We start from the raw sequence: 25,611 nt of genomic DNA, 5'->3' as shown, positions 1-25,611 counted from the left end.
CGGCCCATACCGATCGATGACAGACCCGAGGACGATCCCGGAGGGATGCAGATCGTGCACATCGCCGACATCACCATGTTCTACGCCCCAGCCAGCGGCGGCGTGCGAACCTATCTTGATGCCAAACATCGCCGCCTTGACGCCATGCCTGGCGTACGCCACAGCCTGCTGATCCCCGGTGCCAGCCCCGGCCATGACAATGGTGTCTACCATGTCCCTGCCCCACCCCTGCCCTTCGGCAACGGCTATCGTTTTCCGCTGCGCCTGGCCCCCTGGTGCAATGTGCTACGGGGCTTGCGTCCCGACCTGATCGAAGTGGGTGATCCCTACCTTACCGCCTGGGCAGCCCTGGAGGCCCGGCGCAAGCTGGATGTGCCGGTGATCGGTTTCTATCACTCCGACCTGCCATTGCTGGTGAGCAAACGCATGGGCAACTGGTTCATGCCCAATGTCGAGGCTTATGTGAGCAAGCTCTACGGCCATTTCGACCGGGTCCTGGCCCCCAGCCAGGTGATGGCCGACAAGCTGCGCAGGCTTGGTATCGATGATGTGCATGTGCAGCGCCTGGGCGTGGACCTCGAACTGTTCCATCCCAGGCGCTGCGACCCAGGCCTGCGCGCCGAACTGGGCATCCCCGACACCCGCCGCCTGCTGGTGTTCGCCGGACGAGGCTCGCGGGAAAAGAACCTGCCGGTGCTGCTTGAATGCATGCGTACACTCGGGCGCCACTATCACCTGCTGCTGGTGGGCTCGAGCATGCCGGTCAATGTGCCGGACAACGTCAGCGTGATCGACCATTTCTGTCCACCACCCGAAGTCGCCCGGCTGCTTGCCAGCGCCGACCTGCTGGTGCACGCGGGAGACCAGGAAACCTTTGGCCTGGTCATCCTCGAAGCCATGGCCAGCGCCACGCCCGTGGTGGCCGTGCGCGCCGGCGCGTTTGGCGAAATCGTCAACGAACAGTGCGGTCGACTGTGCCGCCCCAGTGACGGCCAAGCCATGGCCAGGGCGGTACAGGAAATGTTCGAAGCCGATGTCCGCAGCTTGGGTGCACAGGCCCGCCGCCATGTCGAACATCACTACAGCTGGGACACGGTTGTCAGTGGCTTGCTGCTGCACTACCAAGCGGTGCTTGGCCATCCGCCGCCAGTACGCGCCCATGGCTGAGCATCATGCAGGCGCGCGCAGCCTGATGTTGGTGCTGCACGATATCGCGCCGGAAACCTGGCCGGCTTATCAAGCCTTCGTGCAATCCATCGACCATCTGGGTGGCGTCCCCATGACTTGGTTGGTGGTACCGGACTTTCACCACCGAAACCCGTTGATCCGCTCACCGACCTTCTGTCGCCTCCTCGAGCGCCGCCTGACACGCGGCGATGAACTGGCACTGCACGGTTACTACCACGCCGACGACGGCCCGCCCCCCAGGGGGCCTGGCGAATACTTCATGCGCCGCCTCTATACCCACGAGGGCGAGTTCCATGGGCTTGACCAGGCCGCCGCCCTCCAGAGGCTGGAGGCAGGGATGACCGTGTTCGAACGGCAAGGTTGGCCGCTAGCCGGTTTTGTCGCGCCGGCCTGGCTGATGAGCGAAGGGACCCGGCGCGCCCTGCGCCAGTTGCCACTGCGCTACACCAGCACACCCCGGCACTTATACCGCCTACCCGACTTCACCGCCTTCGAAGCCCCCGGGCTGGTCTGGAGCGCCCGTAGCGCCTGGCGCCGAAGCCTGTCGAGAATGGTCAGCGAATGGCAATGCCGACGCTGGCGCGACGCCAACACCCTGCGTCTGGGCCTGCATCCGGTCGATATGCTCCACTCAAGCTCGCGCAACTATTGGCTCGACACCTTGCACCAGCTTCTGGAGCAGGGCCGTGAACCGCTGACCAAGAGCGCCTGGCTGGATCGCCAGGTTAACCCTTGAATCGCCTTGGCTGGCTGGCCCTGGCACTGCTGACGGCAGCACTGGTGCCGGTAGTACTGGGTGGCAGCGAGCTGCTGGCCCGCCTACAGGCATTCGCGCCAGGGCTACTGGCGCTGTTGCTGGGCATGATCGTCCTGTGCTGGATCATCAATGCCACTCGCCTGCGCCTGCTGCTCGGCGATCAAGCCGCGCAGGTCGGGCGAATACGCAGCCTGGGCGTGGTCATGGCGACCGAATTTGCCATCTGCACCACCCCGGGCGGCAGTGGTGGGCCACTGGCATTGATTGCACTGCTGTCACGCGAGCGCATCGCCCCGTCACGCAGCGGCGCGGTATTCGCCATGGACCAGTTGAACGACTTGGTGTTCTTCTTCTGCGCCATGCTGGCGATTGCCGGCTATGCCCTGCTTCACAACCTCGGCCATAGCCAGGAAAGCATGCTGCTGGGCAGCGCCTTGCTGTTATGCACGGTGTTGGCGGGGATTATCGTGCTACTGCGCCATAGACACCGAGTGATGCGTGGCAACGGCCGCTTGCTGCAGCAACTGGGCGTGGCGGCATCGCGCCGGCGACGCTGGGCACGCAAGGTGCTGCGCTTCATCCGCGCCCTGGCCAGCACCTGGCGGCTGCCCAGGCGGGACCTGGCGCTGGTGTTCGCCCTTACCTGCGCGCACTGGGGCCTGCGCTACAGCGTGCTGTACCTGGTCGTGAAGGGATTGGGAGCGGACCTCGCGTGGATCCCGAGTTTCCTGGTGCAGATGCTGTCGCTCAGCGCTGGCCAGCTCAGCCTGCTACCGGGCGGCGCCGGGGCGGCGGAGCTGACATCGGCAAGTCTGCTGACACCGCTGGTGGGCAGCTCGACGGCTGCCGCGGCGATCCTGATCTGGCGAGCAGTTACCTACTATTTCTATCTGCTTGCCGGCGGGCCGGTGTTCGTGTGCCTGCTGGCGCGTCCACTGCTGGAGCGGCGGCGCCGTCAGGCGGGTTGAGCGCATTCCACAGTTCGCAGGCACCAGGAAACTCGGTGCCATTCTCATCGCTCAATGCATCCGGGTCGAAACGGGCCAGGCAGCCCTCACCCACGGTTGGCGGCGCCACGGCACCGGCCTTGTCACGTGGGTCTGCCATCGGCCAGTTCTCGCCTCAGTTGAACACGACGGTCTTGTTGCCGTGGACCAGCACACGGTCTTCCAGGTGATAGCGCAGGCCGCGGGCCAGGACCATCTTCTCCACGTCACGCCCGAAGCGGACCATGTCCTCGATGCTGTCGGCGTGGCTCACACGCACCACGTCCTGCTCGATGATCGGGCCGGCATCCAGCTCCTCGGTGACGTAGTGGCACGTCGCGCCGATCAGTTTCACGCCACGCAGGGCCGCCTGATGGTAAGGCTTGGCTCCGACGAACGAGGGCAGGAAACTGTGGTGGATGTTGATGACCTTTTCCGCGTATTCCTGGCACAGCTGCGGCGGAAGAATCTGCATGTAGCGCGCCAGCACCACGGCGTCGGCCGCGTGTTCCTGAACCAGGCGCGAAACCTCGGCGAATGCCGGCTGCTTGTCCTTCGGGTCGACCGGCACATGGTGGAACGGAATACCGTGCCACTCGACCATGCTGCGCAGGTCATTGTGGTTGGAGATCACGCAAGGGATCTCGCAGTCCAGCTCGTTGGTGTGCCAACGATGCAGCAGGTCGGCCAGGCAATGAGACTCACGGCTGGCCATCAGCACCACGCGCTTCTTCTGCGCGGAATCGGTGATACGCCAGGTCATGGAGAACTCTTCGGCGATCGGCGCGAAGGCCTCGCGGAAAGCCTCGATACCGAACGGCAGGGATTCAGCGCGGATCTCATGGCGCATGAAGAACCAGCCGCTCTGTTCGTCGGAGTGGTGGCTGGCCTCGTTGATCCAGCCATTGTAGAGGGCCAGGAAATTACTGACTTTTGCCACGATGCCGACACGGTCGGGGCAGGCAATCACCAGTCGATAGGTGCGCATGAGAAAGACTCCAGAAACTTCGCAAAGGGCCCATTCTAGCGGGCCGCCGGGAAAAACGCAGTATCGATCGACACACTGCGCGGGCCAGCCATACTCCACGGCCGACGCAGGACATCCCCCTTCTTTCTACGGGGGGATGACCCTGTCCCGCATGAATATGTAAATTTTTCTTAACCTAACAGTAGTGCTATCACTCGCCATCATTAATTGATTCAATATTTTTTTATTGTTTACTTGCGAGTATCGCCTGTCTATTATTGCCCTCACTGTCCCTTTACACACGAATTAAGGAACGTTCCATGTCCCTGATCAACGAATACCGCGCCACCGAAGAAGCCATCAAGGAACTTCAAGCTCGCCTGGCCAACCTGTCGCAAGACGACAAGCTGAAGAAAGAGCTGGAGTTCGAAGGCAAACTGCGCACCCTGATGGGTGAATACTCCAAGTCCCTGCGCGACGTGATCGCCCTGCTCGATCCGGAAAGCAAACTGAGCAAAGCGCCACGCGGTACTGCCAAAACCACCACTACCAAGCGCGCGCGCAAGGTCAAGCAGTACAAGAACCCGCACAATGGCGAGGTCATTGAAACCAAGGGCGGCAACCACAAGACCCTGAAAGAGTGGAAAGCCAAGTGGGGCGGCGACGTCGTCGAAAGCTGGGCCACCCTGCTGGACTGATTCGCGCACCGCGCTTCAGTTCCGACATAAAAAACGCCGGCATTTGCCGGCGTTTTTGTTTATCCATTGCATTCAGATCTGGAACTGCACTTTCAGTTGCCCGGCATGGGCCTGCCAAGCCTCCAGCACCTTACACCCGGCCTCGTCGGCATTAGCCAAACTGCTCTGGCACGCCGCCTCGAAGTCGCCGAGTGTATGGGGTGCTCCCCACTTCGGGTCGCTCAGGCGTTGCCGACAGAACCCATGCCAACGCGCGAGCTCTTGTTCATCAAGCGTGTCGGCAAAGTTGCGCGCACGGTAGCGGAACAGTAATTCCGGCAGGCGCGTATCATCGAACATCCAGTGCCCCTGGCCCAGTTGAGCTGGATCCACGCTTCGCACTTGCTCGCATAAACGCCGATCACGATCCCCGAGGAAACCGTCATACAGCTGTTGTTCTGGATCCTCCACCGGGGCAAAGGCTTCTTCTTCATAAATGATATCCAGCTTGTCGCGCCAGATCGCCTGCTGATTGGCCAGGTGGTCAGCATGCGACTGCAACGTCGACATATCGATCCCCAGCCGCTGCTGATCTTGGGCACGTATTACCGATAACGGGGCCACGACCGGGCAACGATTGATATGCACCAACTTCAACGGCACCGGTAATTCACCGTCGGCCATGTCTTCACGGCGCGTGTACAAGCGCTGACGCAACACTTGCGCACTTTCCTTCAGTAACGGCGCGCTGTCCTGACCCAGGTCACACACAATCAGCGCGTTGCGATTGCGCGGGTGCCAGGCCAACGGCAACACCACACCGATATAGTTACGCTCCGCCGAAAAACGACCGGAGACATGCAGCAAAGGCTGCAACAGACGAATCTGCTCCATCACTTTATGTTTGCTGCGCAACTGGAACAGCCAGTCATACAACTTCGGTTGCCGATCACGAATCAAGCGGGCCAGGGCGATGGTTGCCCGCACGTCGGAAAGCGCTTCGTGGGCATGGCCGTGCTCGATGCCATTGGCCTTGCTGAGCAACTCCAGGCGCAAGCTGGTGCGCCCGTCCTGCTGCGGCCAGACGATTCCCTCGGGGCGCAAGGCGTAGGCGGTACGCACCACGTCGATCAGGTCCCAGCGACTGTTGCCGCCTTGCCACTCGCGGGCGTAGGGGTCGAAGAAGTTACGATAGAGACTGTAACGGGTAATTTCATCATCGAAGCGCAAGGTGTTGTAGCCGGCACCGCAGGTACCGGGGCGCGCCAACTCGGTGTGCACGCGCGTCATGAACTCCGCCTCGCACAGCCCCTGGCTGGCCAGTTGTTGCGGCGTGATACAGGTCACCAGGCAGGCGGCCGGGTGCGGAAGGATGTCCTGCGAAGGGCGGCAGTAGAGATTGATCGGCTCCTCGATCTCGTTCAGGTCGAGATCGGTGCGCACACCGGCCATTTGCAGTGGGCGGTCGCAACGCGGATTGATGCCGGTGGTTTCATAGTCGTGCCAGAAGATGCTGGAGCTCACGGGGTCTTCCTGTAACAAGGTCGACCAGAGTCTAGCGGGCTGTGCGGGGCCTGGGCCAGCGTTCAGGCAGAAGCGTTCATGGGGCGGAAGCTGAAGAAGTCCCGCAACGAGCGCACGAACTCATCATATTCCTGGGGGGCCTGCAGCAACATGAACCCGGCATCGTAATGCCCGGGGGTCTCATCTTCGCGGCACCACAGGCAACTGGCGGTGAGGTTTATGAACTGCAGACCGCCGCCAGCCAGCGGTACGCGCAGTTGCAGCTCGAAGTCCGGCCCTACCAGGACCGGTAGCTGGCTGATCAGCATCAGACCATCTTCGGATGCGTTGCCCAGGTAACCGATCTGCTGGTCGGTGAAGCGGTTGAAAACCTTGAGCACGCAGGGGAGCTGATGGCGTTGGATATGGCGTTCGATGAACATGGTCGCAGCGCGTTCCTGTACCTGGAGCCAGGAAGACAAGGTACTGGCGATAATCGATACAACATGTTTAACAGATTAGCCCAGTCGGTGGCACCCTTTACATGAAATCATGGAAACCTTGGCATTAACGCCAAGGTGTAGAGTTCACCGGATTGGCCACCGCCGCTTCCGTGCCACGCAAATGCCCCAGCTTCTCCAGCGTCTGCAAGCGCGCCTGGGCACGGTAGGCGTATTCGTTGCGCGGATACTGCTGGATCAGGTACTGATACGTCTGCGCCGCATCGACGAAGAGCTTCTGGCGCTCCAGGCACTGGCCGCGCAGCAGCGACACTTCCGGGTGGATGAACGGGCGGGCGCGGCTGGTGCGGTCGACCTGCGACAGCTCCAGCATCACTTTCGAGCAGTCGCCACGGTCGTAAGCGCGGTAGGCGTTGTTCAGGTGATGGTCCATGGACCAGCGGGTGCAGCCGACGACACTGGCCGCCATGGTCAAAACGATCAGGGTGCGCATGGGAATTCTCCTTTGATGGCAGTGTATCGGCCTTTCTCGACAAATCTTCACAGGCATTTGCAAGCATACCTCGACCGTTCAAACGCCACCCACACGCGTGCACAGGTAGTGCAACGGAACAATGACTACAGCGAGATTCAGGAGTAGCCTTTCGCTGCGCTTCACTATAGGAGTCTGTGCATGTCCATCCGCCGCACCAAAATCGTCGCCACCCTTGGCCCCGCCAGCAACTCGCCGGAAGTGATCGAACAGCTGATCCTCGCCGGCCTCGACGTGGCACGTCTGAACTTCTCCCACGGCACGCCGGACGAGCACAAGGCCCGCGCCCGCCTGATCCGCGACATCGCCGCCAAGAACGGCCGCCACGTCGCGCTGCTGGGTGACCTGCAAGGTCCGAAGATCCGTATCGCCAAGTTCGCCAACAAGCGCATCGAACTGAAAGTCGGTGACACCTTCACCTTCTCCACCGCCCACCCGCTGACCGAAGGCAACCAGGACATCGTCGGCATCGACTACCCCGACCTGGTCAAGGACTGCGGCGTCGGTGACGAGCTGCTGCTCGACGACGGCCGCGTGGTCATGCGCGTCGAGACCGCTACCGCGGACGCCCTGCGCTGCGTGGTGATCGTCGGTGGCCCGCTGTCTGACCACAAAGGCATCAACCGCAAAGGTGGCGGCCTGACCGCACCGGCCCTGACCGAAAAAGACAAGGCCGACATCAAGCTGGCCGCGGAAATGGACCTGGACTACCTGGCCGTATCGTTCCCCCGTGACGCCAAGGACATGGAATACGCCCGCAAGCTGCGCGACGAAGCCGGCGGTAGCGCCTGGCTGGTGGCCAAGATCGAGCGCGCCGAAGCCGTGGCCGATGACGAGACGCTGGACGGCCTGATCGCCGCCTCCGACGCCGTGATGGTGGCCCGTGGCGACCTGGGTGTGGAAATCGGCGACGCCGAGCTGATCGGTATCCAGAAGAAGATCATCCAGCACGCCCGTCGCAACAACAAGGCGGTGATCGTGGCGACCCAGATGATGGAGTCGATGATCCAGAACCCCATGCCGACCCGCGCCGAAGTGTCCGACGTGGCCAACGCCGTGCTCGATAACACCGACGCGGTAATGCTGTCGGCTGAAAGCGCCGCCGGTGCCTACCCGATCGAAGCCGTCCAGGCCATGGCGCGCATCTGCATGGGCGCTGAAAAGCACCCGACCAACCAGAAGTCCAGCCACCGCCTGCACACCACCTTCGAGCGCTGCGACGAGAGCATCGCCTTGGCGGCCATGTACACCGCCAACCACTTCCCAGGCGTCAAGGCGATCATCGCCCTCACTGAAAGTGGCTACACCCCGCTGATCATGTCGCGCCTGCGTTCGCACGTGCCGATCTTCGCCCTGTCGCCGCACCGCGCCACCCAGGCGCGCGCGTCGATGTTCCGCGGCGTCTACCCGATCGCCTTCGACCCGGCCTCGCTGCCGGCCGACAAGGTGAGCCAGGCGGCCGTCGACGAACTGCTCAAGCGTGGGCTGGTGGAACAAGGTGACTGGGTGATCCTGACCAAGGGCGACAGCTACCACACCATCGGCGGCACCAACGGCATGAAGATCCTCCACGTGGGTGATCCGCTGGTCGGTTGATCCGGCATTCGCCGGCACGCCGGCTCCTACGGACGTTGCATACTCCCCTGTAGGAGCCGGCTTGCCGGCGAAGCGGCCAGCACGGCGCTCTGAAAGCCATCAGGCATGTTCAGTGAAGACATCCGCCAAGACCTGATTCCGCGGCACCCCGGCAATGAACAGCCGCCGCGCAAACTGTTCCACCCGCCCCGGCGCCCCACATACCAGCGCCATCGTTTGTCGTGAAGACGGCCGCAACGTCGCCAACGCGTCTTCCAACTGATCCGCCAACACCAACTCGACCCTCACACCCGCCAAGTGCAACAACGGCTCGGCCAGGTAGTGCCCTGCCTGATCGCGTGCCACATGCATCACCCTGATCCCCCCTTGATGCCCCTGGCGCAGCGCCTCGCGCAAGATGCCCCACAACGGCGCAAGCCCGGTACCCGCGGCCAGCAGCCAGAGCGGGCGCGTGTGCCAGTCCGGGTCATAGTGCAATGCGCCACCGCGCAATTCACCAAGCCTCATCGCGTCGCCCACCTGTAGCTGCCTGGCCCGGTCGCAGAATGCACCGGGACGGCTGCAATCGATGTGGAACTCCAGGAAGTCCTCCTCCCCAGGCAGGCTCGCCAATGAGTAGGGCCGAGCGACATCGTCGCACCACAACACCAGGTGCTGCCCGGCCTGGTAGCGCAATGGCCTGTCAGGTTGCAGGCGCAGGCGCAGCACATCGCCGAACCAGGCCAACTCACGCACCAATGCGGGCAACCCGTCACGCTGCGGGTCGAACAAGACCACCCGCAGGTCGCCGCTGACCGAACACTGGCAGGCCAGCCGCCAGCCTTGCTCGCGCTTGTCCACCGCCAGCGCCTCGGGCTTGGCGTCGTCGGGCAGCCCATCCAGGCAACGCACCAGGCAGGCGTGGCAACTGCCGGCACGGCAGCTGTAGGGCACGGCGTAGCCCGCGTCGTTGAGCACGTCGAGCAGATTGCTGGCGCTCGACACCGTCCAACGGTGTTCGCCCACGCAAAGTTCAGGCATGTGTTCTCCAGGGTGAGGGCGGTTTCCAGACCGGCTCGCCGACAAGCCGGCCCCTACGGGTTTGGTGTCGTCCGATGGCAGCGGTGTTCTCATTCTACGGCGCCAGCAAGAAGGATGCCCGCGCCCTGCCGACCTTGGTCCAGACCACGTGCAGGTGTTTCCCACGGCGGGTCACGGTATACTGCCGCGCCTTTTTTGTGCCGGCCCGACCAGCCGGCGCCTTGCCAGGCGTTCCTGACATACAGGTGTGCACTGTCGGAATGCCTTTTCGAATGTTCCCGTCTTTAAGAGGAGCGCGCTGCATGACCGTGATCAAGCAAGACGACCTGATTCAGAGCGTCGCCGACGCCCTGCAATTCATTTCGTACTACCACCCCGTCGACTTCATCCAGGCGATGCACGAGGCCTACCTGCGTGAAGAGTCGCCCGCCGCGCGCGACTCCATCGCCCAGATCCTGATCAACTCGCGCATGTGCGCCACCGGCCACCGCCCGATCTGCCAGGATACCGGCATCGTCACTGTGTTCATCCGCGTCGGTATGGACGTGCGCTGGGACGGCGCCACCCTGAGCGTCGACGACATGATCAACGAAGGTGTGCGCCGCGCCTACAACCTGCCCGAGAACGTCCTGCGCGCCTCGATCCTGGCCGACCCGGCCGGTGCCCGCAAGAACACCAAGGACAACACCCCGGCAGTCATCCACTACTCGATCGTCCCTGGCGACAAGGTCGAAGTCGACGTGGCTGCCAAAGGCGGTGGTTCCGAGAACAAGTCGAAGATGGCCATGCTCAACCCGTCCGACTCGATCGTCGACTGGGTGCTCAAGACCGTCCCGACCATGGGCGCCGGCTGGTGCCCGCCTGGCATGCTGGGCATCGGCATCGGCGGCACCGCCGAGAAAGCCGCGGTGATGGCCAAGGAAGTGTTGATGGAGTCCATCGACATCCATGAGCTGAAGGCCCGTGGCCCGCAGAACCGCCTGGAAGAGATCCGACTGGAGCTGTTCGACAAGGTCAACCAGCTGGGCATCGGCGCCCAGGGCCTGGGCGGCCTGACCACCGTGCTCGATGTCAAGATCATGGACTACCCGACCCACGCCGCCTCGTTGCCGGTGTGCATGATCCCCAACTGCGCGGCCACCCGTCACGCCCACTTCGTGCTCGATGGTTCCGGCCCGGCCGAGCTGGAAGCGCCGTCGCTGGACGCCTACCCGGAAATCGTCTGGGAAGCCGGCCCGAGCGCCCGCCGCGTCAACCTGGACGACATCACCCCGGAAGAAGTCGCCAGCTGGAAACCGGGTGAGACCATCCTGCTCAACGGCAAGATGCTCACCGGCCGCGACGCCGCGCACAAGCGCATGGTCGAGATGCTCAACCGTGGCGAGGAGCTGCCGGTCGACCTCAAAGGCCGCTTCATCTACTACGTCGGCCCGGTCGACCCGGTCGGTGACGAAGTGGTAGGCCCTGCCGGCCCGACCACCGCCACCCGCATGGACAAGTTCACCCGCCAGATCCTCGAGCAGACCGGCCTGCTGGGCATGATCGGCAAGTCCGAGCGCGGCCCTACCGCCATCGAGGCGATCAAGGACAACAAGGCCGTGTACCTGATGGCCGTCGGCGGCGCCGCCTACCTGGTGGCCCAGGCCATCCGCAAGTCGAAGGTCCTGGCCTTCGCCGAGCTGGGCATGGAAGCGATCTACGAGTTCGAAGTGAAGGACATGCCGGTCACCGTCGCGGTGGACAGCAAGGGTGAGTCGGTGCACATCACCGGCCCTGCGCTGTGGCAAAGCAAGATCGCCCAAAGCCTGGCAGTGGAAGTGAAGTAACCGCGCTTTCGCACAAAAAAGGAACCGCCCCTTCATGGGGCGGTTTTTTTTCGCCCACTCTCCGCACCTCAACGACCGCCCAGGTTGCGCCTCACACCGGAAGTGCCTTGAGCCAGAAGGACAAGATCTTGGAGGACTGCTCCTGCTCGTCCAGGTCGCGCCAACGCAGGGAAGTGCGCAAAGACGGCGCCTGCAGAAAGCCGCGGTTTCGCCAGAAACCGTGCAAGGGCCTGTAGTCCAATGGACGACGCGGGTGCCCGGCAGGGCGCTCGACCGTGCAAAACGCGCAATAGTCGAACTCGGCAAGCTTGTGGGCGTAGGACTCGCGTTCGATGAAGAACCGCACACCCAGCCCCCGACCCCGGTAGGCCGGCAGCACTGCCGACTCACCGAAGAAGTAGACCGAGTTCGGGTCCTGCCCTTGATCCAGGAATGGTTGCTGCAGCTCGGCGGCGGCATCGACCAGCGGCTGGCCGCAGGACGCGCCCACCACCTGGCCTGCGTCGAGCGCCAACACCACCAGGCTGCGCCCGGACTCGGTGTAGGAAGACAGGGTGTCGACTTCGTCCTGGGCAACGCTGCCATACAAGTAGGGAAACTCGCGAAACACCGTCAGGCGCAAACGAGCGAGGTCATCGAGGTAAGGCGCGATGGCGGCGCCGTGGAGCAGGCGGATTTCCATGCGGGGCGGTCTTTTCGATCGATGTGGAGGTTGCGCTCGGTCAAGCCGGGCCTGAATCAAGACCCTAACATCCGCTCCAGGCCATGCCCTTTTCCCTGCGCGACAGGTATTTCTCCATCACCGCTGTCGCCCGGCCCAGCACGGGGAAGTCAGCACCGCCCCTATGCGATCACCGCGGAATCCTCCCCATCACCGTCAGAAACGCTGCCAGCCACGCCGGATGCGCAGGCCAGGCAGGCGCGGTAACCAGGTTACCGTCCACGTGGGCCTGGTCCACGGCGATATCAATGAAACGCCCGCCCGCCAGGCGTACCTCCGGGGCGCAGGCTGGGTAGGCACTGCATTCACGTCCTTCCAGCACCCCCGCCGCCGCCAACAATTGCGCGCCGTGGCAGACCGCCGCTATGGGCTTGCCCGCCTTGTCGAAGGCCCTGACCAACGCCAGCACCCGCTCATCCAGGCGCAGATACTCCGGTGCCCGTCCACCCGGGATCAGCAGTGCATCGTAGCTTTCGGCCCGCACCTGAACGAAGTCGAAGTTCAGGGCGAAGTTGTGCCCGGGCTTCTCGCTGTAGGTCTGCTCGCCTTCGAAATCATGGATCGCGGTGCGCACGGTCTGCCCCGCGACCTTCTCCGGGCACACCGCATGCACGGTGTGGCCAACCATGCGCAGGGCCTGGAACGGTACCATCGCCTCGTAGTCCTCGACGTAATCGCCCACCAGCATGAGAATCTTCTTCGCCGTCATCGCATCCACTCCTTCCGTTGCATGGGAACAATCCCAGCACGATAGACCGCTTTACCGACAAGCGATATACGCCGCAAGTCGCTAGTCGCGCCGGTCCAGCCAGTTGGCCACCACCCGGTCGAGCCAGCCCCACAGGCGTTGCTGGAAGCGGCGCCACAAAGGCCGGGCATGCCAGCGGGCCAGGTCGACCTCCTGGCTGAGGGCGAAGTCCCGTTCGAAGCTCGCCGTCACGGCGCCGGTCAGCGAGGAGTCGAGCGCCTCGACGTTGGCTTCGAGGTTGAAGCGCAGGTTCCAGTGATCGAAGTTGCACGAACCGATGCTCACCCAGTCGTCCACCACCGCCATCTTCAAGTGCAGGAAGCACGGCTGGTACTCGAAGATCCGCACCCCGGCACGCAACAAGCGCGGGTAGTAACGATGGCCGGCATAGCGCACCGCCGGGTGGTCAGTGCGCGGCCCCGTGAGCAGCAGACGCACATCGATACCCTTCTGCGCGGCGCGGCGCAGGGACCGGCGCACGCTGAAGGTGGGGAGGAAATACGGGGTGGCCAACCAGATGCGCCGCTGACCGCTGTTCAGCGCGCGCACCAGGGCGTGCAGGATATCCTTGTGCTGGCGCGCATCGGCATAGGCCACCCGGCCCATACCCTGGCCCTGGGCCGGCACCTGGGGCAAGCGCGGCAGGCCAAAGCCCTCCGGCGGGCGCCAGGCGGTGCGGCGCTGGTTGGCGTGCCACTGGCGGTCGAACAGCAGTTGCCAGTCGGTGACCACCGGCCCTTCCATGCGCACCATCACTTCGTGCCAGTCGCTGGTGGCCTCGCCCGGCGTCCAGAACTCGTCGGTGACGCCGGTACCGCCCACCGCCGCCCAGCGCTCGTCCACCAACAGCAACTTGCGATGATCCCGGTAGAGGTTGCGCAGCCCCCGGCGCCAGCGCAGGCGGTTGTACCAGCGCAGGTGCACGCCCGCCGCCAGCAGGCGCTCACGCAGAACGCTGGGAAAGGCCAGGGAACCATAGTCGTCGAACAGGCAGCGCACCCGCACGCCGCGCCGCGCCGCCTGTTCCAGGGCCTCGACCACCGCCTCGGCACAAGCCCCGCCCTCGACCAGGTACAACTCCAGGTCGACCTGGAATTCGGCGCGGGTGATCGCCAGGAGCATGCACGGAAAGAACTCGGGGCCGTCGACCAGCAACTCGAACTGGTTGCCATCCCGCCAGGGGAAGACCGGCCCCGGCATATCAGCGGGCGGTGAAGATCAGTACCGCGCTCACCGGCACCGACGGGTTGATCGACTTGAGCCCGGCCAGCTTGCGCAGGTTTTCCAGGCCTGGCAGCAGCCCGAAATCGGCGGCACGCAGGACCAGCGGCTCCAGCGTGACCACCTGGAAACGGCGCTCATCCAGGCGGGTGGCCAGCAGCAGGGTGTTGTAGTCGTGGGTCTGACCGTGCAGGGTGACGCTCACCGGCAGGCGCAATTCCAGCTGGGCGCCATTGGCCAGGTCGTTGATCGGGCGCAGGTCGATCTGCGCCTGCACCTTGCCTTCGGCGAAGCGCTCGACCTCGAACAGGCCATCGCGCATGCGCTCGTCCCGCAGCGGGATACCGCTGCTGATCGAGTCCATTTCGATGCTCACCTCGGCGCCGCCCTTGCGGTCGACCTTGCCGTGCAGCACCAAAAAGCGGTTCACCTCAGCGATATTGCCGTTCTTGCCGGTGACGAAAGATAGCCGCGAGGACTCGCCATCCAAGTGCCAGTTGGCTTGGGCAGGCAGGCACAGGGCGAGCAGCAGTGCGGGCAACAGACGGGACGCTCTGAACATGTGAAATCCTGTGAATCAAGGCCGTCAACCTTACCTGCCCGATTTCACGGCAGCAAGCGGCAACCCTCGCGCGCGCCCTGCCAGGCCGCCTGGTTGCGCCGACCCAGGCCCTCGGCGGTCACCTGGCGACGGGCGGCGTCCTCCTCGAGCAGGCTGAGCGCCAGGTACTGCTTCACATAGCCTCGGCAGTACGTTTGCTCGAAGCCCATGACGAAGCGGCAGGAACAGTACTCTTTCGCAGAGTAGGCCGAGAGGATGCCAGGAAAGTCCATCAGCGCCTGGCGCTCATACCAGCCCCAGCCCAGCAGCGCCAGCAGCAGGACCAGCGAGGCCTGCTTCATGCCCCCTCCCCGGCCATGGCCGCCAACACCCGCTTGAGCAGTTCGTTGTGGCTGAAGCTGCCATCGCGGTCATCGGCGTAACGCACGATCACCAGCTTCTGTGACGGCAGCACATACAGTGCCTGACCCCAATGGCCGAGGGCGGCGAAGGTATCGACCGGCACATCCGGCCATGGCGCAGGGTGGCCAGGCAACGGCAGGTTCAGCCACCAGTGCCCCCCCGGATTGGCCTCGCCGGGGATAGACTCGGCCAGCGTGAACAGGGTTCGGTTGAACGCCACCCAGCTCGCTGGCAACAACCGACGCTCAGCCCAACGCCCCTCACGCTGCATCAGTAGGCCGATGCGCGCCAGGTCGCGGGCGCTCAGGTACAGGTAGGAAGAGCCGACGTAGGTGCCAGCCCCATCGCGCTCCCACACGGCGCTGGTGATGCCCAGCGGCGTGAACAGGGCCTGCCAGGGGTAGTCGGCGTAGCGGCCCGGTTCGAGCATGCCGCGCAGGGTCGCGGCCAGCAGGTTGGTATCACCGCTGGAGTAGCGGAAACGCTTGCCTGGCGGGCTCTCGGCGGGCATCGCTGCGGTGAAGCCTGCCATGTCGCCACGGCCTCGGGTGTAGAGCATGGCCACGACCGACGACTTCAGCGGCGCGTATTCGTAGTCTTCCTGCCAGGCCAGGCCGCTGGCCCAGTGCAGCAAATCGGCGATGCGCGGGCCGGGGTACGCCTGCAAGGCCGGATAGTAGCGGGCTGCGGGGTCATCCAGGTGGAAGCGTCCTTCGCCATAGGCCACCCCCATGAGCGTGGCCAGCACACTTTTGCTTACCGACCAGGTCAGGTGCGGGGTGTTGGCGCTGGTCGGCGCCGCGTAGCGCTCATGCAGGATGCGGCCATCGCGGATGATCAGCAGCGCATCGGTACGAATGCCGCCACGCGCCGCATCGCGTGGCGCGAAAGCGTAGTTGTCGACAGCCTGCCAATCGAGGCGGGCATCGTCGACCAGCCACTGTGCCGTGGGCCAATCCTCGGCCCAGATCGGGCCTGCTGCCATGGCCAGGGCAAACAAGAGAGCCTTCATGGTGATCGCCTGCATGGGGTTGAAGCCGCCCCCTACAGGTTTTGCGCGATCCCTGTAGGAGCGGCTTCAGCCGCGATGGGCCACACTGCGGCCCTGGTTCAAAGGATCACCCAGCCTCTCAGGCATTCATGACAATCCTGCGGCAGTCCAGGCCTTGGCCAGGCGCTTGTCGCGGGCGGCGGCGGCCAACGCCAGCACACCCTGGTCGCGCTGCCACAGCTGCGCCCAGTGCCCGGGGCCGGCCGCCAGGGCCTTGTCGATCTCGCCACGCAGCCCCTGGAACTGGGCGAACAACCCGCCCAACAACAAGTGACAGGCAACACTGTCGGGGCATTGCCGGCTGCCCTCGGCGCAGCCAGCAAGCAGGCTGACCAGGCGCAGGCGCAAATCCTGAGGCCACGCGCACTCCTGCGCGACGCCATGCAGCCAGCCCACCAGGGCGGCGAGCACATAGAGGTCCTCAAGGGAACGGAAAGGTTTGACGTAGGCATCCCAGCCATCGCCGGCCAGCAGTTCACACGCCGCGTCCTTGAGCAACAACCGGCCGTGGCCGACCTCGGGCATCAACGGTAGCGTCGGCAAGGCTTCAAGTGTGACGCCGTGCTCCCCCGGATAGACCACCGCCAGCTGCAGCCTCGGCGCCTCGCCCTGCCCTTCATTGCGCGCCGCCACCAGCAACCATTCAGCTTCCAGGCCGGCCGTGACGAAATCCTTGCTGCCGGTCAGGCGCAGCCCCTCGAGCCGCGTATGCATGTCGGCCGGGCGCACGCTGCGCCGTTCGGTGGCGCACAACGCGCCCAGGCTGGCCGGCGCGCTGGGCCATAGCACCCGCAGCGCGGCCTGATAGCCGAGCAGGAAGGCCAGCCCCGGGGTGGCCATCGCGCGCCCGCCGAGCACCGCCAGTTCGAACGGGGCGACCGCGCCAAGGCGTTCGAGCACGGCCGTGTAGGTTTCGCCCAAAGTCGTTGCCAAGGGCAGGCGCAGGGGGTCGTTGAGTCGTTGCAACCAGGCCATCGGGCGCTCCTTGTGGGCTGGCGGAGGGGTGTCACGCAAGCATCACCAAAGATTCACAGGGGTGACACCACGCGTACCTAGGCTGACTTTGCACAACAAAGCCGACCGGCCGCAACCCTTTGGCTGGCTTATGGAGACTCGCAATGACTCGGATCGCTCGCTCTGGCGACAACAGCACTGAACGCCGTCTGCAAGCCGAACGCCTGGTCGGCGCCGCGGCCCTGCAGGAAGCACAGGCCCTGCGCTTCAAGGTGTTCAGCGCCGAATTCAAGGCCAAGCTCAAGGGCGCCGAACACGGCCTGGACATGGACGACTACGACATCCACTGCCGCCACATCGGCGTGCGCGACCTGGCCACCGGCCAGTTGGTCGCCACCACCCGCCTGCTCGACCACCAGGCCGCCAGCAGCCTGGGGCGCTTCTACAGCGAAGAGGAGTTCAGCCTGCACGGCTTGCTGCAATTGCAAGGCCCAATCCTCGAACTGGGCCGCACCTGCGTCGACCCGGCTTACCGCAACGGCGGTACCATCGCCGTGCTCTGGGGGGAACTGGCCGAAGTGCTCAACGAAGGCCGCTACAGCTACCTGATGGGCTGCGCCAGCATCCCCATGCAGGACGGCGGCGTGCAGGCCCACGCGATCATGCAGCGCCTGCGCGAGCGCTACCTGTGCACCGAGCACCTGCGCGCCGAGCCGAAGAACCCGCTGCCCACCCTGGCCCTGCCGAACAACGTCATCGCCGAGATGCCGCCGCTGCTCAAGGCCTACATGCGCCTGGGCGCGAAGATCTGCGGCGAGCCGTGCTGGGACGAGGACTTCCAGGTCGCCGACGTGTTCATCCTGCTCAAGCGCGACGACCTCTGCCCGCGCTACGCCCGCCACTTCAAGGCGGCAGTCTGATGCGGCGGCTGCGGGCCAGTGCCCGCCTGCTGCGGCTGTGCCTGGTGCTGGTACTGGGCCTGGCCATGGCCAGCAGCATCGCCCTGGGCGAGCGCCTGGGGCTGAACGCCTCCACCGAACGCCGCCAACGCTGGACCCGCCTGTTCATGGGGCGCCTGGTCGCCGCCCTGCCCTTCGAAGTGCGCGTGGTCGGTGCCCTGCCGCAACGGCCGATGCTGTGGGTGTGCAACCACGTGTCGTGGACCGACATCCCCCTGCTCGGCATGCTCACCCCGTTGTCGTTCCTGTCCAAGGCCGAGGTGCGCCACTGGCCGGTGGCCGGCTGGCTGGCCGAGAAGGCCGGGACGCTGTTCATCCGCCGCGGCGGCGGCGACGCCCAGCGCCTGCGTGAGCAGATCGCTGGCCAGCTGGGGCAGGCTCGTCCGCTGCTGATCTTCCCCGAAGGCACCACCACCGATGGCCGCAGCCTGCGCACCTTCCATGGTCGGCTGCTGGCCGGGGCCATCGACCAGGGCACGCCGCTGCAGCCGGTGGCGATCCAGTACCTGCGCGCGGGCGAGCCCGACCTGATCGCGCCGTTCATTGGCGAGGACGATCTGGTGTCGCACCTGATGCGCCTGTTCGGGCATGACCGGGGCGAGGTGGTGATCCACCTGATACCGCCGATCTGCAGCATGGGCAAAGAACGCGCCGCGCTGGCGTTCCAGGCGCAGCAGGCGATCCAGTTGGCGTTGTTCGGCGTCGAGGAGATCGAGCCCCGCCGGCAGGCCAAGGCCGCCTGAGCATCAGGATTCGGCGCGACCTCTGTAGGAGCGGCTTCAGCCGCGATCACCCGCAAAGCGGGTGTCAGGCACCGCGCCGCTTGCATCGCGGCTGAAGCCGCTCCTACACAGGCCTGCTGCCCCCTCAGCATTCCCACACCCCCCTCAGGGTTTCCCCCATGGCCGGACCGCCCCTGCCTTAGTATCATTTCGCCCTCACGGACCACCCGGGACCTCAACGTCCCCCGCCTAGGAAGGCCCTTTCACTTTGTCTGCTACACCCGCCGCGCCCGCGCCCAGCGAGCGCGAAATCCAGATCGCCATCGCTCCCCTCGACACCCTCCTCAGCGAAGACCTCGGCGCCGCCGCCGCGTCCGTCGACCACTGGCTGCAGGAAATCAGCTACGGCCTGGTCGACCTGCAACTGCTGCGCCAGGCCGCCGAAAGTGTGCCGGTGATGGCCAACGCCCTGTCCTGCATGGACGCGCTGATCGACATCCTCGAACTGGTCGAAAACCCTTCCCCCGACCCGCTGCTGTGGGTCAGCCTGGGCATCAACCTGATCGGTATCGTCCCCTATCCGCCTGGCCTATCCCGGGCCCGCACGGTGCTGCGCCCGGTGCTGCAGCTGACCCGCCAGACCCTGCGCCGCCGCCCCGGCGCGCACATCGGCGCGGTGATCCTGGAGATCATCGACGGCCACCTGCACGCCAATATCCGCGGCGCCCTGGAACACTACGTGCGCGAGGCCCTAGCCCAGTTGCCGGCGATGCTCAGTGCCGCCGCCGACACCGCACGCCTGTTGTTCAGCAGCCTGGCCAAGACCATTGACTCTGCGGCCCGTGGCGACCTGGATGCCGCCAGCAGCCACCGCCTGGCCCGCGCGCAGATGGCCCAGGTGGCGCTGTACGACTCAGCCCTGGAGACCGACGCCTGGCGCCTGGCCCTGTCGGCCCTGGCCAACGCCACCGAGGGCAGCCTCAAGGACGGTTACAACAGCGTCGCCCGACACTTCAGCGGTGAACTGGACACCCTGTTGGGTCCCCTGATCCGCACCCTCGAAGACCTGACCAAGGTCGTGCCCCAGCGCCTGGAAGCGCTGGGCAGCGCCGGCCTGGAAAACAGCATCGCCTGGCTGCTGACCCGCCTGCTCGAGACCGTGCTGGCCAACCCGCGCCGCCCAGGCATGGCCGTCGCCATCCGCCCCGGCGTTACTCATCAGGCCCGGCATGTTCATGCGGAAGGGCCGACCGAGGTGGTACGCAGCCAGGTTCGCGCCAACAAGCAGCCCAAGCCTGCGAAGAACGGGCCGTGTGCCTGCACCGGCTTCAGCATCGGCCATGTGCTCGGTGACGAGACGCTGGCCCATCAGGATTTCAGTCTGTCCGGGCCGTTCCCGGTCAACTGGACGCGGGTGTACAACTCGCGGCTGGCCAAGCTGGACGACGGCAGCCTCGGCGTCCGCTGGATCACCGAGTTCACCACCTGCCTCGATGTCGTGGACAAGGGCGTGGTGTTCCACGACAGCGACGGCCGCAGCCACGACTACCCGCTGCCCAAGGTCGGCAAGCCGCACTACGATCCGATCGAGTACCTCAGCCTGGTACGCACCGCCGAGCAGCAACTGGTGGTGCTACGTGGCCTGGACCGCCGCGAAACCTATGCCCGCCAGGGTGACCGCTTCTACCTGACGCACATCCAGCTGCGCAGTGGCGCCGGGGCAATGCTGCACTACGAGCACCAATTCAACGGCCGCCCGGTGCTGTCAGACATCAACACCTACTCCGACAACGACCCCGAAAAAGTCCACCTGCAACTGGGCACCCTGCTCGACGACCATGGGCATATCCAGGGCCTGTGGCAGGTGGTCGACGGCACGCCGCTGCGCCAGCTGTGCGGCTACCACTACGACGCTCAAGGCGACCTGATCGCCGCCCAGGACGAGCACGGCGCCGCCTGGCACTACCAGTACCAGCATCACTTGGTGACCCGCTACACCGACCGCACCGGGCGCGGCATCAACCTGGAATGGGACGGCAGCGGCCCACAGGCCAAGGCCATCCACGAGTGGGCCGACGACGGCAGCTTCGAGACCCGCTTGGCCTGGGACCCGAACATCCGCCTGACCTATGTCACCGACGCCCACGGCCAGGAAACCTGGCACTACTACGACGCCCTCGGCTACACCTACCGCCTGATCCACCCGGACGGCCGCGAGGAGTGGCTATTCCGCGATGAACGCAAGAACGTCATCCGCCACGTCCACCCCGACGGCAGCCAGGACCGCTACACCTACGATGAACGCAGCAACCTGCTGCAGCACATCCGCGCCGACCACAGCACGGTGCACTACGCCTACGACGATCATGACCAGCCGATCAAGCTGCGCGATGCCGAGGGGGGCTTGTGGCAGCGTGACTACGACGAGCGCGGCAACCTGGTCGAGAGCGTCGACCCGTTGGGCAACAAGACCGAGTTCGCCTATACCCCGGCCGGGTTGGTCAAGGCGATCAAGGATGCGCTGGGCAACGAGAAGACACTGGCCTACAACGATGCCGGGCAGTTGCTTGAGTACACCGACTGCTCCGGCAAAACCAGCCAATGGACGTACAACGCCTTCGGCCAGCTGACCGAATTCGCCGACGCGGCCAACAACAAGACCGCCTATGAGTACCAGGCCGGACAGCTAGCCAAGGTCACCCACCCGGACAAGACCGAGGAGCGTTTCAACTACGACGCCGAAGGTCGCCTGCTGCCCACGTCGACGCGCTCGACCGCTGCACCACCTGGTCCTATACCGCTGCGGGGATGCTTGCCGAACGCGTCGACGCCAATGAGCACACCTTGCACTACCGCTGGGACAAGCTCGGCCGCTTGATCGGGCTGGAAAACGAGAACACCAGCAAGGCCACCTTCCTCTACGACCCGGTCGGCCGACTGCTGCAAGAAACCGGCTTCGATGGCCTGGTCACCCGTTACCAGTACGACCCGTACAGCGGTCGCCTCGCCTCGACCCAAGTCGGCCAGCGCCGTATCGAGCTGACCTTCGACCCCATGGGCCGATTGAGTGAGCGCACGGCCCGCCTGGGCAACCAAAGCCAGAGCGAAACCTTTGCCTACGACGGCAACGACCAGTTGATCCAGGCCGTCAACGCCGCCAGCAAGCTGCAATGGTTCCACGATGAAGCCGGTAACCTGACCCGCGAGCACCAGTATTACTTGGCCACCGGCACGCCGATGGTTGCGGTATGGCAGCACGAGTACGACGCCCTCAACCAGCGCACTGCAACGATCCGTCCGGACGGCCACAAGGTCAGCTGGCTGACCTACGGCAGCGGCCACCTGCTCGGCATGACCCTCGACCAGCACGAAATGCTGGCTTACGAGCGCGACGACCTGCACCGCGAAACCGTGCGGCATCAGGGCAATAAGCTGATGCAGACCCAGGCCTGGGACCCGGCCGGGCGCTTGCAGGAACAGTTGTTGGGCAGCCACGACGGCCAGTCCACGCTGCTCAAGCGTCAGTACCGCTATGACGCCGCCGGCCAGCTGACCAATATCCACGACAGCCGTCGTGGGCAGCTGGAGTACCAGTACGATCCGGTCGGTCGCCTGCTCAAGGCCACCAGCCGCCTGGGCGTGGAAACCTTTGCCTTCGACCCGGCCGGTAACCTGCTGGACCAGAAAACCCAGGAACTGAACCGCCCGCTGGAAGCCGATCCACGGCGTAACAAGCTGATGGACAACCTGCTGCGCGAGTACGCGGGTACTCATTACCGCTACGACGAACGCGGCAATTTGATCCACCGCCTGCACAACGGCGCCCATGCCCACTTCACCTGGGACTTGTTCGACCGGCTGGCCAGTTACAACGACGATAAGCTCAAGGTCGACTACAGCTACGACGCCCTGGGCCGGCGTTTGCACAAGCATTCGGTGGCGCACTTCTGGGACCGCCCGGAAGCGGGCACCGGCTGGAACCAGCTGCAACGGGCCAAGCGCCAACGTGAACTCGGCTGTGGCTTCACCCTGTTTGGCTGGGATGGCGACACCCTGGCCTGGGAGAGCTCACCGCCACGCGACGAAGGCGACACCGGTCGCACCGTGCACTATCTGTACGAACCGGGCAGCTTCGTGCCGGTCGCCCAGGCCCTGCACAAGAGCCCGATCCGCTTGCACAAGCAACCGGACTGGGGTCAGCGTGAATATGACTTCGATCAGGACCCGTTGTGGCATACCGAGGTGAAGCCACAAGCGTTCGACGCGATTGCCTGGTACCACTGCGACCACCTCGGCACGCCGATGGAGCTGACCGATGAGCACGGCCACATCGCTTGGGCAGGGCAGTACAAGGCGTGGGGTGAAGTGAGGGAGGAGCGCTCGGCGTGGGCCAAACAGCACGGCCTGAGCAACCCGCTTCGCTTCCAGGGCCAATACCACGATCATGAGACCGGGCTGCACTACAACCGCTATCGATACTATGACCCCCACCTAGGCCGTTTCGTAAATCAAGACATCATTCAGTATTCAGGAGGTATTAACCTTTATGTTTACTCACCTAACCCAATAGGATGGTGCGACCCGCTAGGCTTAGCCAAACGTAACGAGCACAAAGTTACGGGCAACACAGCTGGAGGGGATGTGATGAACCGAGGCGTCCATGTAAACATCCAAGGCCCTGGCCTCCCCAAAAAAGGACATATCGGGTTGACTCCCGATGCGTCCGGTGAGCGTATTGAGTTTGTACCGGTTGACCCAGCCACTCGCAACATGAAGCCTGGTGAATGGAAAAAAGCATGCGAGTGCATTGTTGAGTATCTTGAAGAGCCCAGCAACGTCAAGAAAATGGCATCTGCTGCCCAAGCCGGAATCGATGCCAACCCGAAATCCAATAGAGTGGAAGAACTTGCTAAGACCAGGGATATCTTGAATAAGCATCATGCTTCGAAAACGAATCCTGCACGATGAGGCGAATCATGGAACTATTTGAACTTGTCGATATTTTTCTGCGCGATGGCTGCGTAGAAAAACCCGAACTTCTTGGCGTTTCCGACTTCTCCCCGGAAACACTGGAGAATGCCGGATATTACTTGACTGGCGAGACCTGTGATTTTCACTCCTATGAAAATTATATAGATATATTTCATAAAAAAAACCCACTCTGGATACTCCATAAACAATATTTCAATAAGAAAATCCCCATTGGCAACGCATTCGAAATAGGGCCTCGCGCCAGATTGACAACACTCATAAAGAACCTGCCAGCATCAAGATCACTAAAATTCTTCTTTGATGAAACTCGAAAGGAAGGAGCAATGACGATAGATGACTATTACGTGATCAGGTTTAACGAAACCTGCTCACGAGGCGCTTATCTTATCGAAACACTAGAAAGCTCTCTTGATAAATCTGGTGAGCATGAACACTTGGCAATTCGAATGGTGACCAGCACATTAACCGAAAGCGACATGAGCTCCCCCTTAAACAGAGAAGACGCCCCGAAGCCCTATAGAAAACTAAAAACCGCACTTTACAAACGATTCCAAGCCACACCAAAACCCGAGCACCAAGAAACTAGATGAACGAAGGAAATGCTTAATTTAAATCAAGCATTTCCAGGTTAATATACGGGAAGTACTGAGCTAAAATCTGGCAATTTCCGACCGAACTCTCATTCCTAGCAAGTTCAAGACTGACCACCGTTGCGACGTCTTGGCCGGCATCTACACAAACAGTCGGCGACGCAGTTCTGAGACGATATCCGAACACAGCCACAGTGGGCTAAACAACAGCACAATAGGGGCGGCACTTGCCGCCCCACGATGTATGCATTGCATGATCGACCCAGCCCGACTGGCTGCAAGACACCCAGACCGAGCCGTTCCTGCCTCAATGCCTCATACCCAGCTCCGCATCATCCATCAGCGCCTTGGCCAGCGCACTCAGATAGTACGACGCCCAGAGCAGTTGCGGCTTTTCCTCCATGATCCCGGCAATAGTCAGGTCGCGCACGCAGCCCATCAGTTCCGAGGCCTGTTCGCGGGCATGCTGGCAAGGGATGCCGGGTTCGATGCAGAACAACGGGGCGGTCTGGCCTTCGCCTTGGTAGAACTTGGTTTTGCCAGCGGTGGTGTTGGGGGTGGTGTCGTCTGTGGTCATTGTTTTTCTCCCTGAAGTGGTGGGGGCCTGGGCGGGCCCTTTCGCCGGCAAGCCGGCTCCTACAGGTGGAGCGTGGCGTTTTTCGTAGGAGCCGGCTTGTCGGCGAACAGGGCTAGCCAGGGCCTAGTGCAGTACCCGCGGCTGCGCCGGCATCTGCACCTGGATCAACGCCGACTCGAGCAGCACGCGCAGCGATTCGACTTCGTGCATCGACACCATCATCAGGATTGTGGCCGGGGACCTGGGCTGGGCCAGTACCGCCTGATAGGCCACGGTCAATGCGCACAGGGCGTACTCGGTGGCCTGGATGAGGGTGTCTTCAAGGGAGTGAGGGTTGTGGGGAGGGTCGGGGACGATTTTTAACATGACTACCTCTTGCTGATGAGTGGGACCACCACCGTCTGCTGTCAAACAAGAGGGTGGCAGCTGTACATGGGTTGACAGACCGGTCAGCAAGAGCAAAACCCCGGCGCACACGAAGTGCCCCACATACAGCCGCCATGAAAAGCGAAACAGTTGAAGTTGCTCTTGGAAGTCGGCCTGTCAAAGCCGGTCGCTGATTCAAGCGACCCGCCGAGACTAGAGCCGTGCCAGAACGA

General features: G+C 63.7%; 24 protein-coding genes and 1 pseudogene. 10 read left to right on the top strand and 15 right to left on the bottom strand.

The annotated features are described in order from the left end of the window. Positions 1 to 45: 45 nt before the first annotated feature. The 3 genes from IM733_RS24775 to IM733_RS24765 are packed head-to-tail and all read left to right on the top strand — an operon-like array spanning position 46 to position 2,913. Entirely contained in the window at positions 46 to 1,167 is a 1,122-nt protein-coding gene (locus IM733_RS24775; RefSeq protein ID WP_248918884.1) for a glycosyltransferase family 4 protein, read from the top strand. Next, positions 1,160 to 1,924 (top strand): DUF2334 domain-containing protein, encoded by a 765-nt coding sequence (locus tag IM733_RS24770; RefSeq protein WP_248918883.1) that lies wholly within the window; start codon positions 1,160 to 1,162, stop codon positions 1,922 to 1,924. Before IM733_RS24775 ends, IM733_RS24770 begins: the two co-directional genes overlap by 8 nt. Then, positions 1,921 to 2,913 carry a lysylphosphatidylglycerol synthase transmembrane domain-containing protein gene (locus IM733_RS24765; protein ID WP_248918882.1) on the top strand — a complete coding sequence of 331 codons (993 nt, stop codon included), beginning with the start codon at positions 1,921 to 1,923 and terminating at the stop codon, positions 2,911 to 2,913. Before IM733_RS24770 ends, IM733_RS24765 begins: the two co-directional genes overlap by 4 nt. On the opposite strand, the gene IM733_RS25885 is transcribed toward IM733_RS24765, so the two are convergent. Together IM733_RS25885 and purU are read right to left on the bottom strand one after the other, a co-directional pair. Beyond that, complete coding sequence (locus IM733_RS25885; protein WP_432760384.1) at positions 2,819 to 3,052, bottom strand: hypothetical protein; 234 nt, start codon at positions 3,050 to 3,052, stop codon at positions 2,819 to 2,821. The genes IM733_RS24765 and IM733_RS25885 overlap by 95 nt on opposite strands. Before the next feature lie 15 nt (positions 3,053 to 3,067). Then, complete coding sequence (gene purU / locus IM733_RS24760; protein WP_248918881.1) at positions 3,068 to 3,919, bottom strand: formyltetrahydrofolate deformylase; 852 nt, start codon at positions 3,917 to 3,919, stop codon at positions 3,068 to 3,070. 299 nt (positions 3,920 to 4,218) lie between these two features. On the opposite strand from purU, the gene mvaT reads away from it, so the two are divergent. Then, positions 4,219 to 4,596 (top strand): histone-like nucleoid-structuring protein MvaT, encoded by a 378-nt coding sequence (gene mvaT / locus IM733_RS24755; protein WP_213659777.1) that lies wholly within the window; start codon positions 4,219 to 4,221, stop codon positions 4,594 to 4,596. 72 nt (positions 4,597 to 4,668) lie between these two features. On the opposite strand, the gene sbcB is transcribed toward mvaT, so the two are convergent. The 3 genes from sbcB to IM733_RS24740 form a co-directional block, all read right to left on the bottom strand. Next, positions 4,669 to 6,099, bottom strand: a complete 1,431-nt coding sequence (gene sbcB / locus IM733_RS24750) for an exodeoxyribonuclease I (RefSeq protein ID WP_248918880.1) — start codon at positions 6,097 to 6,099, stop codon at positions 4,669 to 4,671. A gap of 62 nt (positions 6,100 to 6,161) precedes the next feature. Then, positions 6,162 to 6,521 carry a PilZ domain-containing protein gene (locus tag IM733_RS24745; protein ID WP_248918879.1) on the bottom strand — a complete coding sequence of 120 codons (360 nt, stop codon included), beginning with the start codon at positions 6,519 to 6,521 and terminating at the stop codon, positions 6,162 to 6,164. 124 nt (positions 6,522 to 6,645) lie between these two features. Further along, positions 6,646 to 7,032 (bottom strand): tetratricopeptide repeat protein, encoded by a 387-nt coding sequence (locus IM733_RS24740; RefSeq protein ID WP_248918878.1) that lies wholly within the window; start codon positions 7,030 to 7,032, stop codon positions 6,646 to 6,648. Between the two features lie 180 nt (positions 7,033 to 7,212). Here IM733_RS24740 and pyk point away from each other — a divergent pair, with 180 nt between their 5' ends. Further along, positions 7,213 to 8,667, top strand: a complete 1,455-nt coding sequence (gene pyk, locus IM733_RS24735; RefSeq protein ID WP_011532465.1) for a pyruvate kinase — start codon at positions 7,213 to 7,215, stop codon at positions 8,665 to 8,667. 99 nt (positions 8,668 to 8,766) lie between these two features. On the opposite strand, the gene IM733_RS24730 is transcribed toward pyk, so the two are convergent. Then, positions 8,767 to 9,687, bottom strand: coding sequence for an iron-sulfur-binding ferredoxin reductase (locus tag IM733_RS24730; RefSeq protein WP_248918877.1), 921 nt, complete (start codon positions 9,685 to 9,687; stop codon positions 8,767 to 8,769). Positions 9,688 to 9,989: 302 nt separating this feature from the next. Between IM733_RS24730 and IM733_RS24725 the strand changes: the two genes are divergently transcribed. Further along, on the top strand, positions 9,990 to 11,513 hold the full coding sequence (locus tag IM733_RS24725; RefSeq protein ID WP_248918876.1) for a fumarate hydratase: 1,524 nt from the start codon (positions 9,990 to 9,992) through the stop codon (positions 11,511 to 11,513). Positions 11,514 to 11,604: 91 nt separating this feature from the next. Here the strand turns inward: IM733_RS24725 and IM733_RS24720 are convergent, their stop codons facing one another. From IM733_RS24720 to IM733_RS24690, 7 genes are all read right to left on the bottom strand, one after another. Next, a complete protein-coding gene (locus IM733_RS24720; RefSeq protein ID WP_248918875.1) occupies positions 11,605 to 12,195 on the bottom strand; it encodes a GNAT family N-acetyltransferase in 591 nt (196 codons plus the stop codon). A gap of 169 nt (positions 12,196 to 12,364) precedes the next feature. Then, positions 12,365 to 12,943, bottom strand: a complete 579-nt coding sequence (locus tag IM733_RS24715; protein WP_248918874.1) for a DJ-1/PfpI family protein — start codon at positions 12,941 to 12,943, stop codon at positions 12,365 to 12,367. An 81-nt stretch (positions 12,944 to 13,024) separates the two neighbouring features. After that, entirely contained in the window at positions 13,025 to 14,182 is a 1,158-nt protein-coding gene (locus tag IM733_RS24710; protein WP_248918873.1) for a phospholipase D-like domain-containing protein, read from the bottom strand. A 1-nt stretch (position 14,183) separates the two neighbouring features. Next, complete coding sequence (locus tag IM733_RS24705; RefSeq protein ID WP_248918872.1) at positions 14,184 to 14,765, bottom strand: YceI family protein; 582 nt, start codon at positions 14,763 to 14,765, stop codon at positions 14,184 to 14,186. 44 nt (positions 14,766 to 14,809) lie between these two features. Then, positions 14,810 to 15,106 (bottom strand): amidase, encoded by a 297-nt coding sequence (locus IM733_RS24700; RefSeq protein WP_248918871.1) that lies wholly within the window; start codon positions 15,104 to 15,106, stop codon positions 14,810 to 14,812. Beyond that, the gene (locus IM733_RS24695; RefSeq protein WP_248918870.1) at positions 15,103 to 16,179 is read right to left on the bottom strand and encodes a serine hydrolase domain-containing protein; all 1,077 of its coding nucleotides are present in this window, start codon (positions 16,177 to 16,179) and stop codon (positions 15,103 to 15,105) included. Before IM733_RS24695 ends, IM733_RS24700 begins: the two co-directional genes overlap by 4 nt. Positions 16,180 to 16,305: 126 nt before the next feature. Beyond that, positions 16,306 to 17,193 (bottom strand): acyl-CoA dehydrogenase, encoded by an 888-nt coding sequence (locus IM733_RS24690; RefSeq protein ID WP_248918869.1) that lies wholly within the window; start codon positions 17,191 to 17,193, stop codon positions 16,306 to 16,308. 143 nt (positions 17,194 to 17,336) lie between these two features. On the opposite strand from IM733_RS24690, the gene olsB reads away from it, so the two are divergent. From olsB to IM733_RS24670, 4 genes and pseudogenes are all read left to right on the top strand, one after another. Further along, positions 17,337 to 18,092 (top strand): L-ornithine N(alpha)-acyltransferase, encoded by a 756-nt coding sequence (gene olsB, locus IM733_RS24685; protein WP_248918868.1) that lies wholly within the window; start codon positions 17,337 to 17,339, stop codon positions 18,090 to 18,092. Beyond that, positions 18,092 to 18,874, top strand: coding sequence for a lysophospholipid acyltransferase family protein (locus IM733_RS24680; RefSeq protein WP_248918867.1), 783 nt, complete (start codon positions 18,092 to 18,094; stop codon positions 18,872 to 18,874). Before olsB ends, IM733_RS24680 begins: the two co-directional genes overlap by 1 nt. Before the next feature lie 247 nt (positions 18,875 to 19,121). After that, positions 19,122 to 23,821: pseudogene (locus IM733_RS24675) on the top strand (RHS repeat-associated core domain-containing protein). A gap of 8 nt (positions 23,822 to 23,829) precedes the next feature. Continuing rightward, on the top strand, positions 23,830 to 24,435 hold the full coding sequence (locus tag IM733_RS24670) for a hypothetical protein (RefSeq protein WP_248918866.1): 606 nt from the start codon (positions 23,830 to 23,832) through the stop codon (positions 24,433 to 24,435). Positions 24,436 to 24,742: 307 nt separating this feature from the next. Here IM733_RS24670 and IM733_RS24665 read toward each other — a convergent pair whose 3' ends face one another. Together IM733_RS24665 and IM733_RS24660 are read right to left on the bottom strand one after the other, a co-directional pair. After that, positions 24,743 to 25,012: a DUF3077 domain-containing protein gene (locus IM733_RS24665; protein WP_248918865.1), complete on the bottom strand. Its 270-nt coding sequence runs from the start codon at positions 25,010 to 25,012 to the stop codon at positions 24,743 to 24,745. A gap of 123 nt (positions 25,013 to 25,135) precedes the next feature. After that, a complete protein-coding gene (locus IM733_RS24660; protein ID WP_248918864.1) occupies positions 25,136 to 25,378 on the bottom strand; it encodes a hypothetical protein in 243 nt (80 codons plus the stop codon). Positions 25,379 to 25,611 lie beyond the last annotated feature (233 nt).

This window comes from Pseudomonas entomophila (assembly GCF_023277925.1).
GTDB classification, from domain to species: domain Bacteria; phylum Pseudomonadota; class Gammaproteobacteria; order Pseudomonadales; family Pseudomonadaceae; genus Aquipseudomonas; species Aquipseudomonas entomophila_D.
The sequence above is the reverse complement of the archived record's forward strand: the minus strand, read 5'-3'. Positions and strand labels throughout refer to the sequence as shown.

Excerpts from the sequence above, each read along its gene's own strand:
- IM733_RS24775 (WP_248918884.1), top strand. The coding sequence starts at position 46 with ATGCAGATCGTGCACATCGCCGACATCACCATGTTCTACGCCCCAGCC.
- IM733_RS24770 (WP_248918883.1), top strand. The coding sequence starts at position 1,160 with ATGGCTGAGCATCATGCAGGCGCGCGCAGCCTGATGTTGGTGCTGCAC.
- IM733_RS25885 (WP_432760384.1), bottom strand. The coding sequence starts at position 3,052 with ATGGCAGACCCACGTGACAAGGCCGGTGCCGTGGCGCCGCCAACCGTG.
- purU (WP_248918881.1), bottom strand. The coding sequence starts at position 3,919 with ATGCGCACCTATCGACTGGTGATTGCCTGCCCCGACCGTGTCGGCATC.
- mvaT (WP_213659777.1), top strand. The coding sequence starts at position 4,219 with ATGTCCCTGATCAACGAATACCGCGCCACCGAAGAAGCCATCAAGGAA.
- IM733_RS24745 (WP_248918879.1), bottom strand. The coding sequence starts at position 6,521 with ATGTTCATCGAACGCCATATCCAACGCCATCAGCTCCCCTGCGTGCTC.
- IM733_RS24740 (WP_248918878.1), bottom strand. The coding sequence starts at position 7,032 with ATGCGCACCCTGATCGTTTTGACCATGGCGGCCAGTGTCGTCGGCTGC.
- pyk (WP_011532465.1), top strand. The coding sequence starts at position 7,213 with ATGTCCATCCGCCGCACCAAAATCGTCGCCACCCTTGGCCCCGCCAGC.
- IM733_RS24730 (WP_248918877.1), bottom strand. The coding sequence starts at position 9,687 with ATGCCTGAACTTTGCGTGGGCGAACACCGTTGGACGGTGTCGAGCGCC.
- IM733_RS24725 (WP_248918876.1), top strand. The coding sequence starts at position 9,990 with ATGACCGTGATCAAGCAAGACGACCTGATTCAGAGCGTCGCCGACGCC.
- IM733_RS24720 (WP_248918875.1), bottom strand. The coding sequence starts at position 12,195 with ATGGAAATCCGCCTGCTCCACGGCGCCGCCATCGCGCCTTACCTCGAT.
- IM733_RS24715 (WP_248918874.1), bottom strand. The coding sequence starts at position 12,943 with ATGACGGCGAAGAAGATTCTCATGCTGGTGGGCGATTACGTCGAGGAC.
- IM733_RS24710 (WP_248918873.1), bottom strand. The coding sequence starts at position 14,182 with ATGCCGGGGCCGGTCTTCCCCTGGCGGGATGGCAACCAGTTCGAGTTG.
- IM733_RS24705 (WP_248918872.1), bottom strand. The coding sequence starts at position 14,765 with ATGTTCAGAGCGTCCCGTCTGTTGCCCGCACTGCTGCTCGCCCTGTGC.
- IM733_RS24700 (WP_248918871.1), bottom strand. The coding sequence starts at position 15,106 with ATGAAGCAGGCCTCGCTGGTCCTGCTGCTGGCGCTGCTGGGCTGGGGC.
- IM733_RS24695 (WP_248918870.1), bottom strand. The coding sequence starts at position 16,179 with ATGAAGGCTCTCTTGTTTGCCCTGGCCATGGCAGCAGGCCCGATCTGG.
- IM733_RS24690 (WP_248918869.1), bottom strand. The coding sequence starts at position 17,193 with ATGGCCTGGTTGCAACGACTCAACGACCCCCTGCGCCTGCCCTTGGCA.
- olsB (WP_248918868.1), top strand. The coding sequence starts at position 17,337 with ATGACTCGGATCGCTCGCTCTGGCGACAACAGCACTGAACGCCGTCTG.
- IM733_RS24680 (WP_248918867.1), top strand. The coding sequence starts at position 18,092 with ATGCGGCGGCTGCGGGCCAGTGCCCGCCTGCTGCGGCTGTGCCTGGTG.
- IM733_RS24670 (WP_248918866.1), top strand. The coding sequence starts at position 23,830 with ATGGAACTATTTGAACTTGTCGATATTTTTCTGCGCGATGGCTGCGTA.
- IM733_RS24665 (WP_248918865.1), bottom strand. The coding sequence starts at position 25,012 with ATGACCACAGACGACACCACCCCCAACACCACCGCTGGCAAAACCAAG.
- IM733_RS24660 (WP_248918864.1), bottom strand. The coding sequence starts at position 25,378 with ATGTTAAAAATCGTCCCCGACCCTCCCCACAACCCTCACTCCCTTGAA.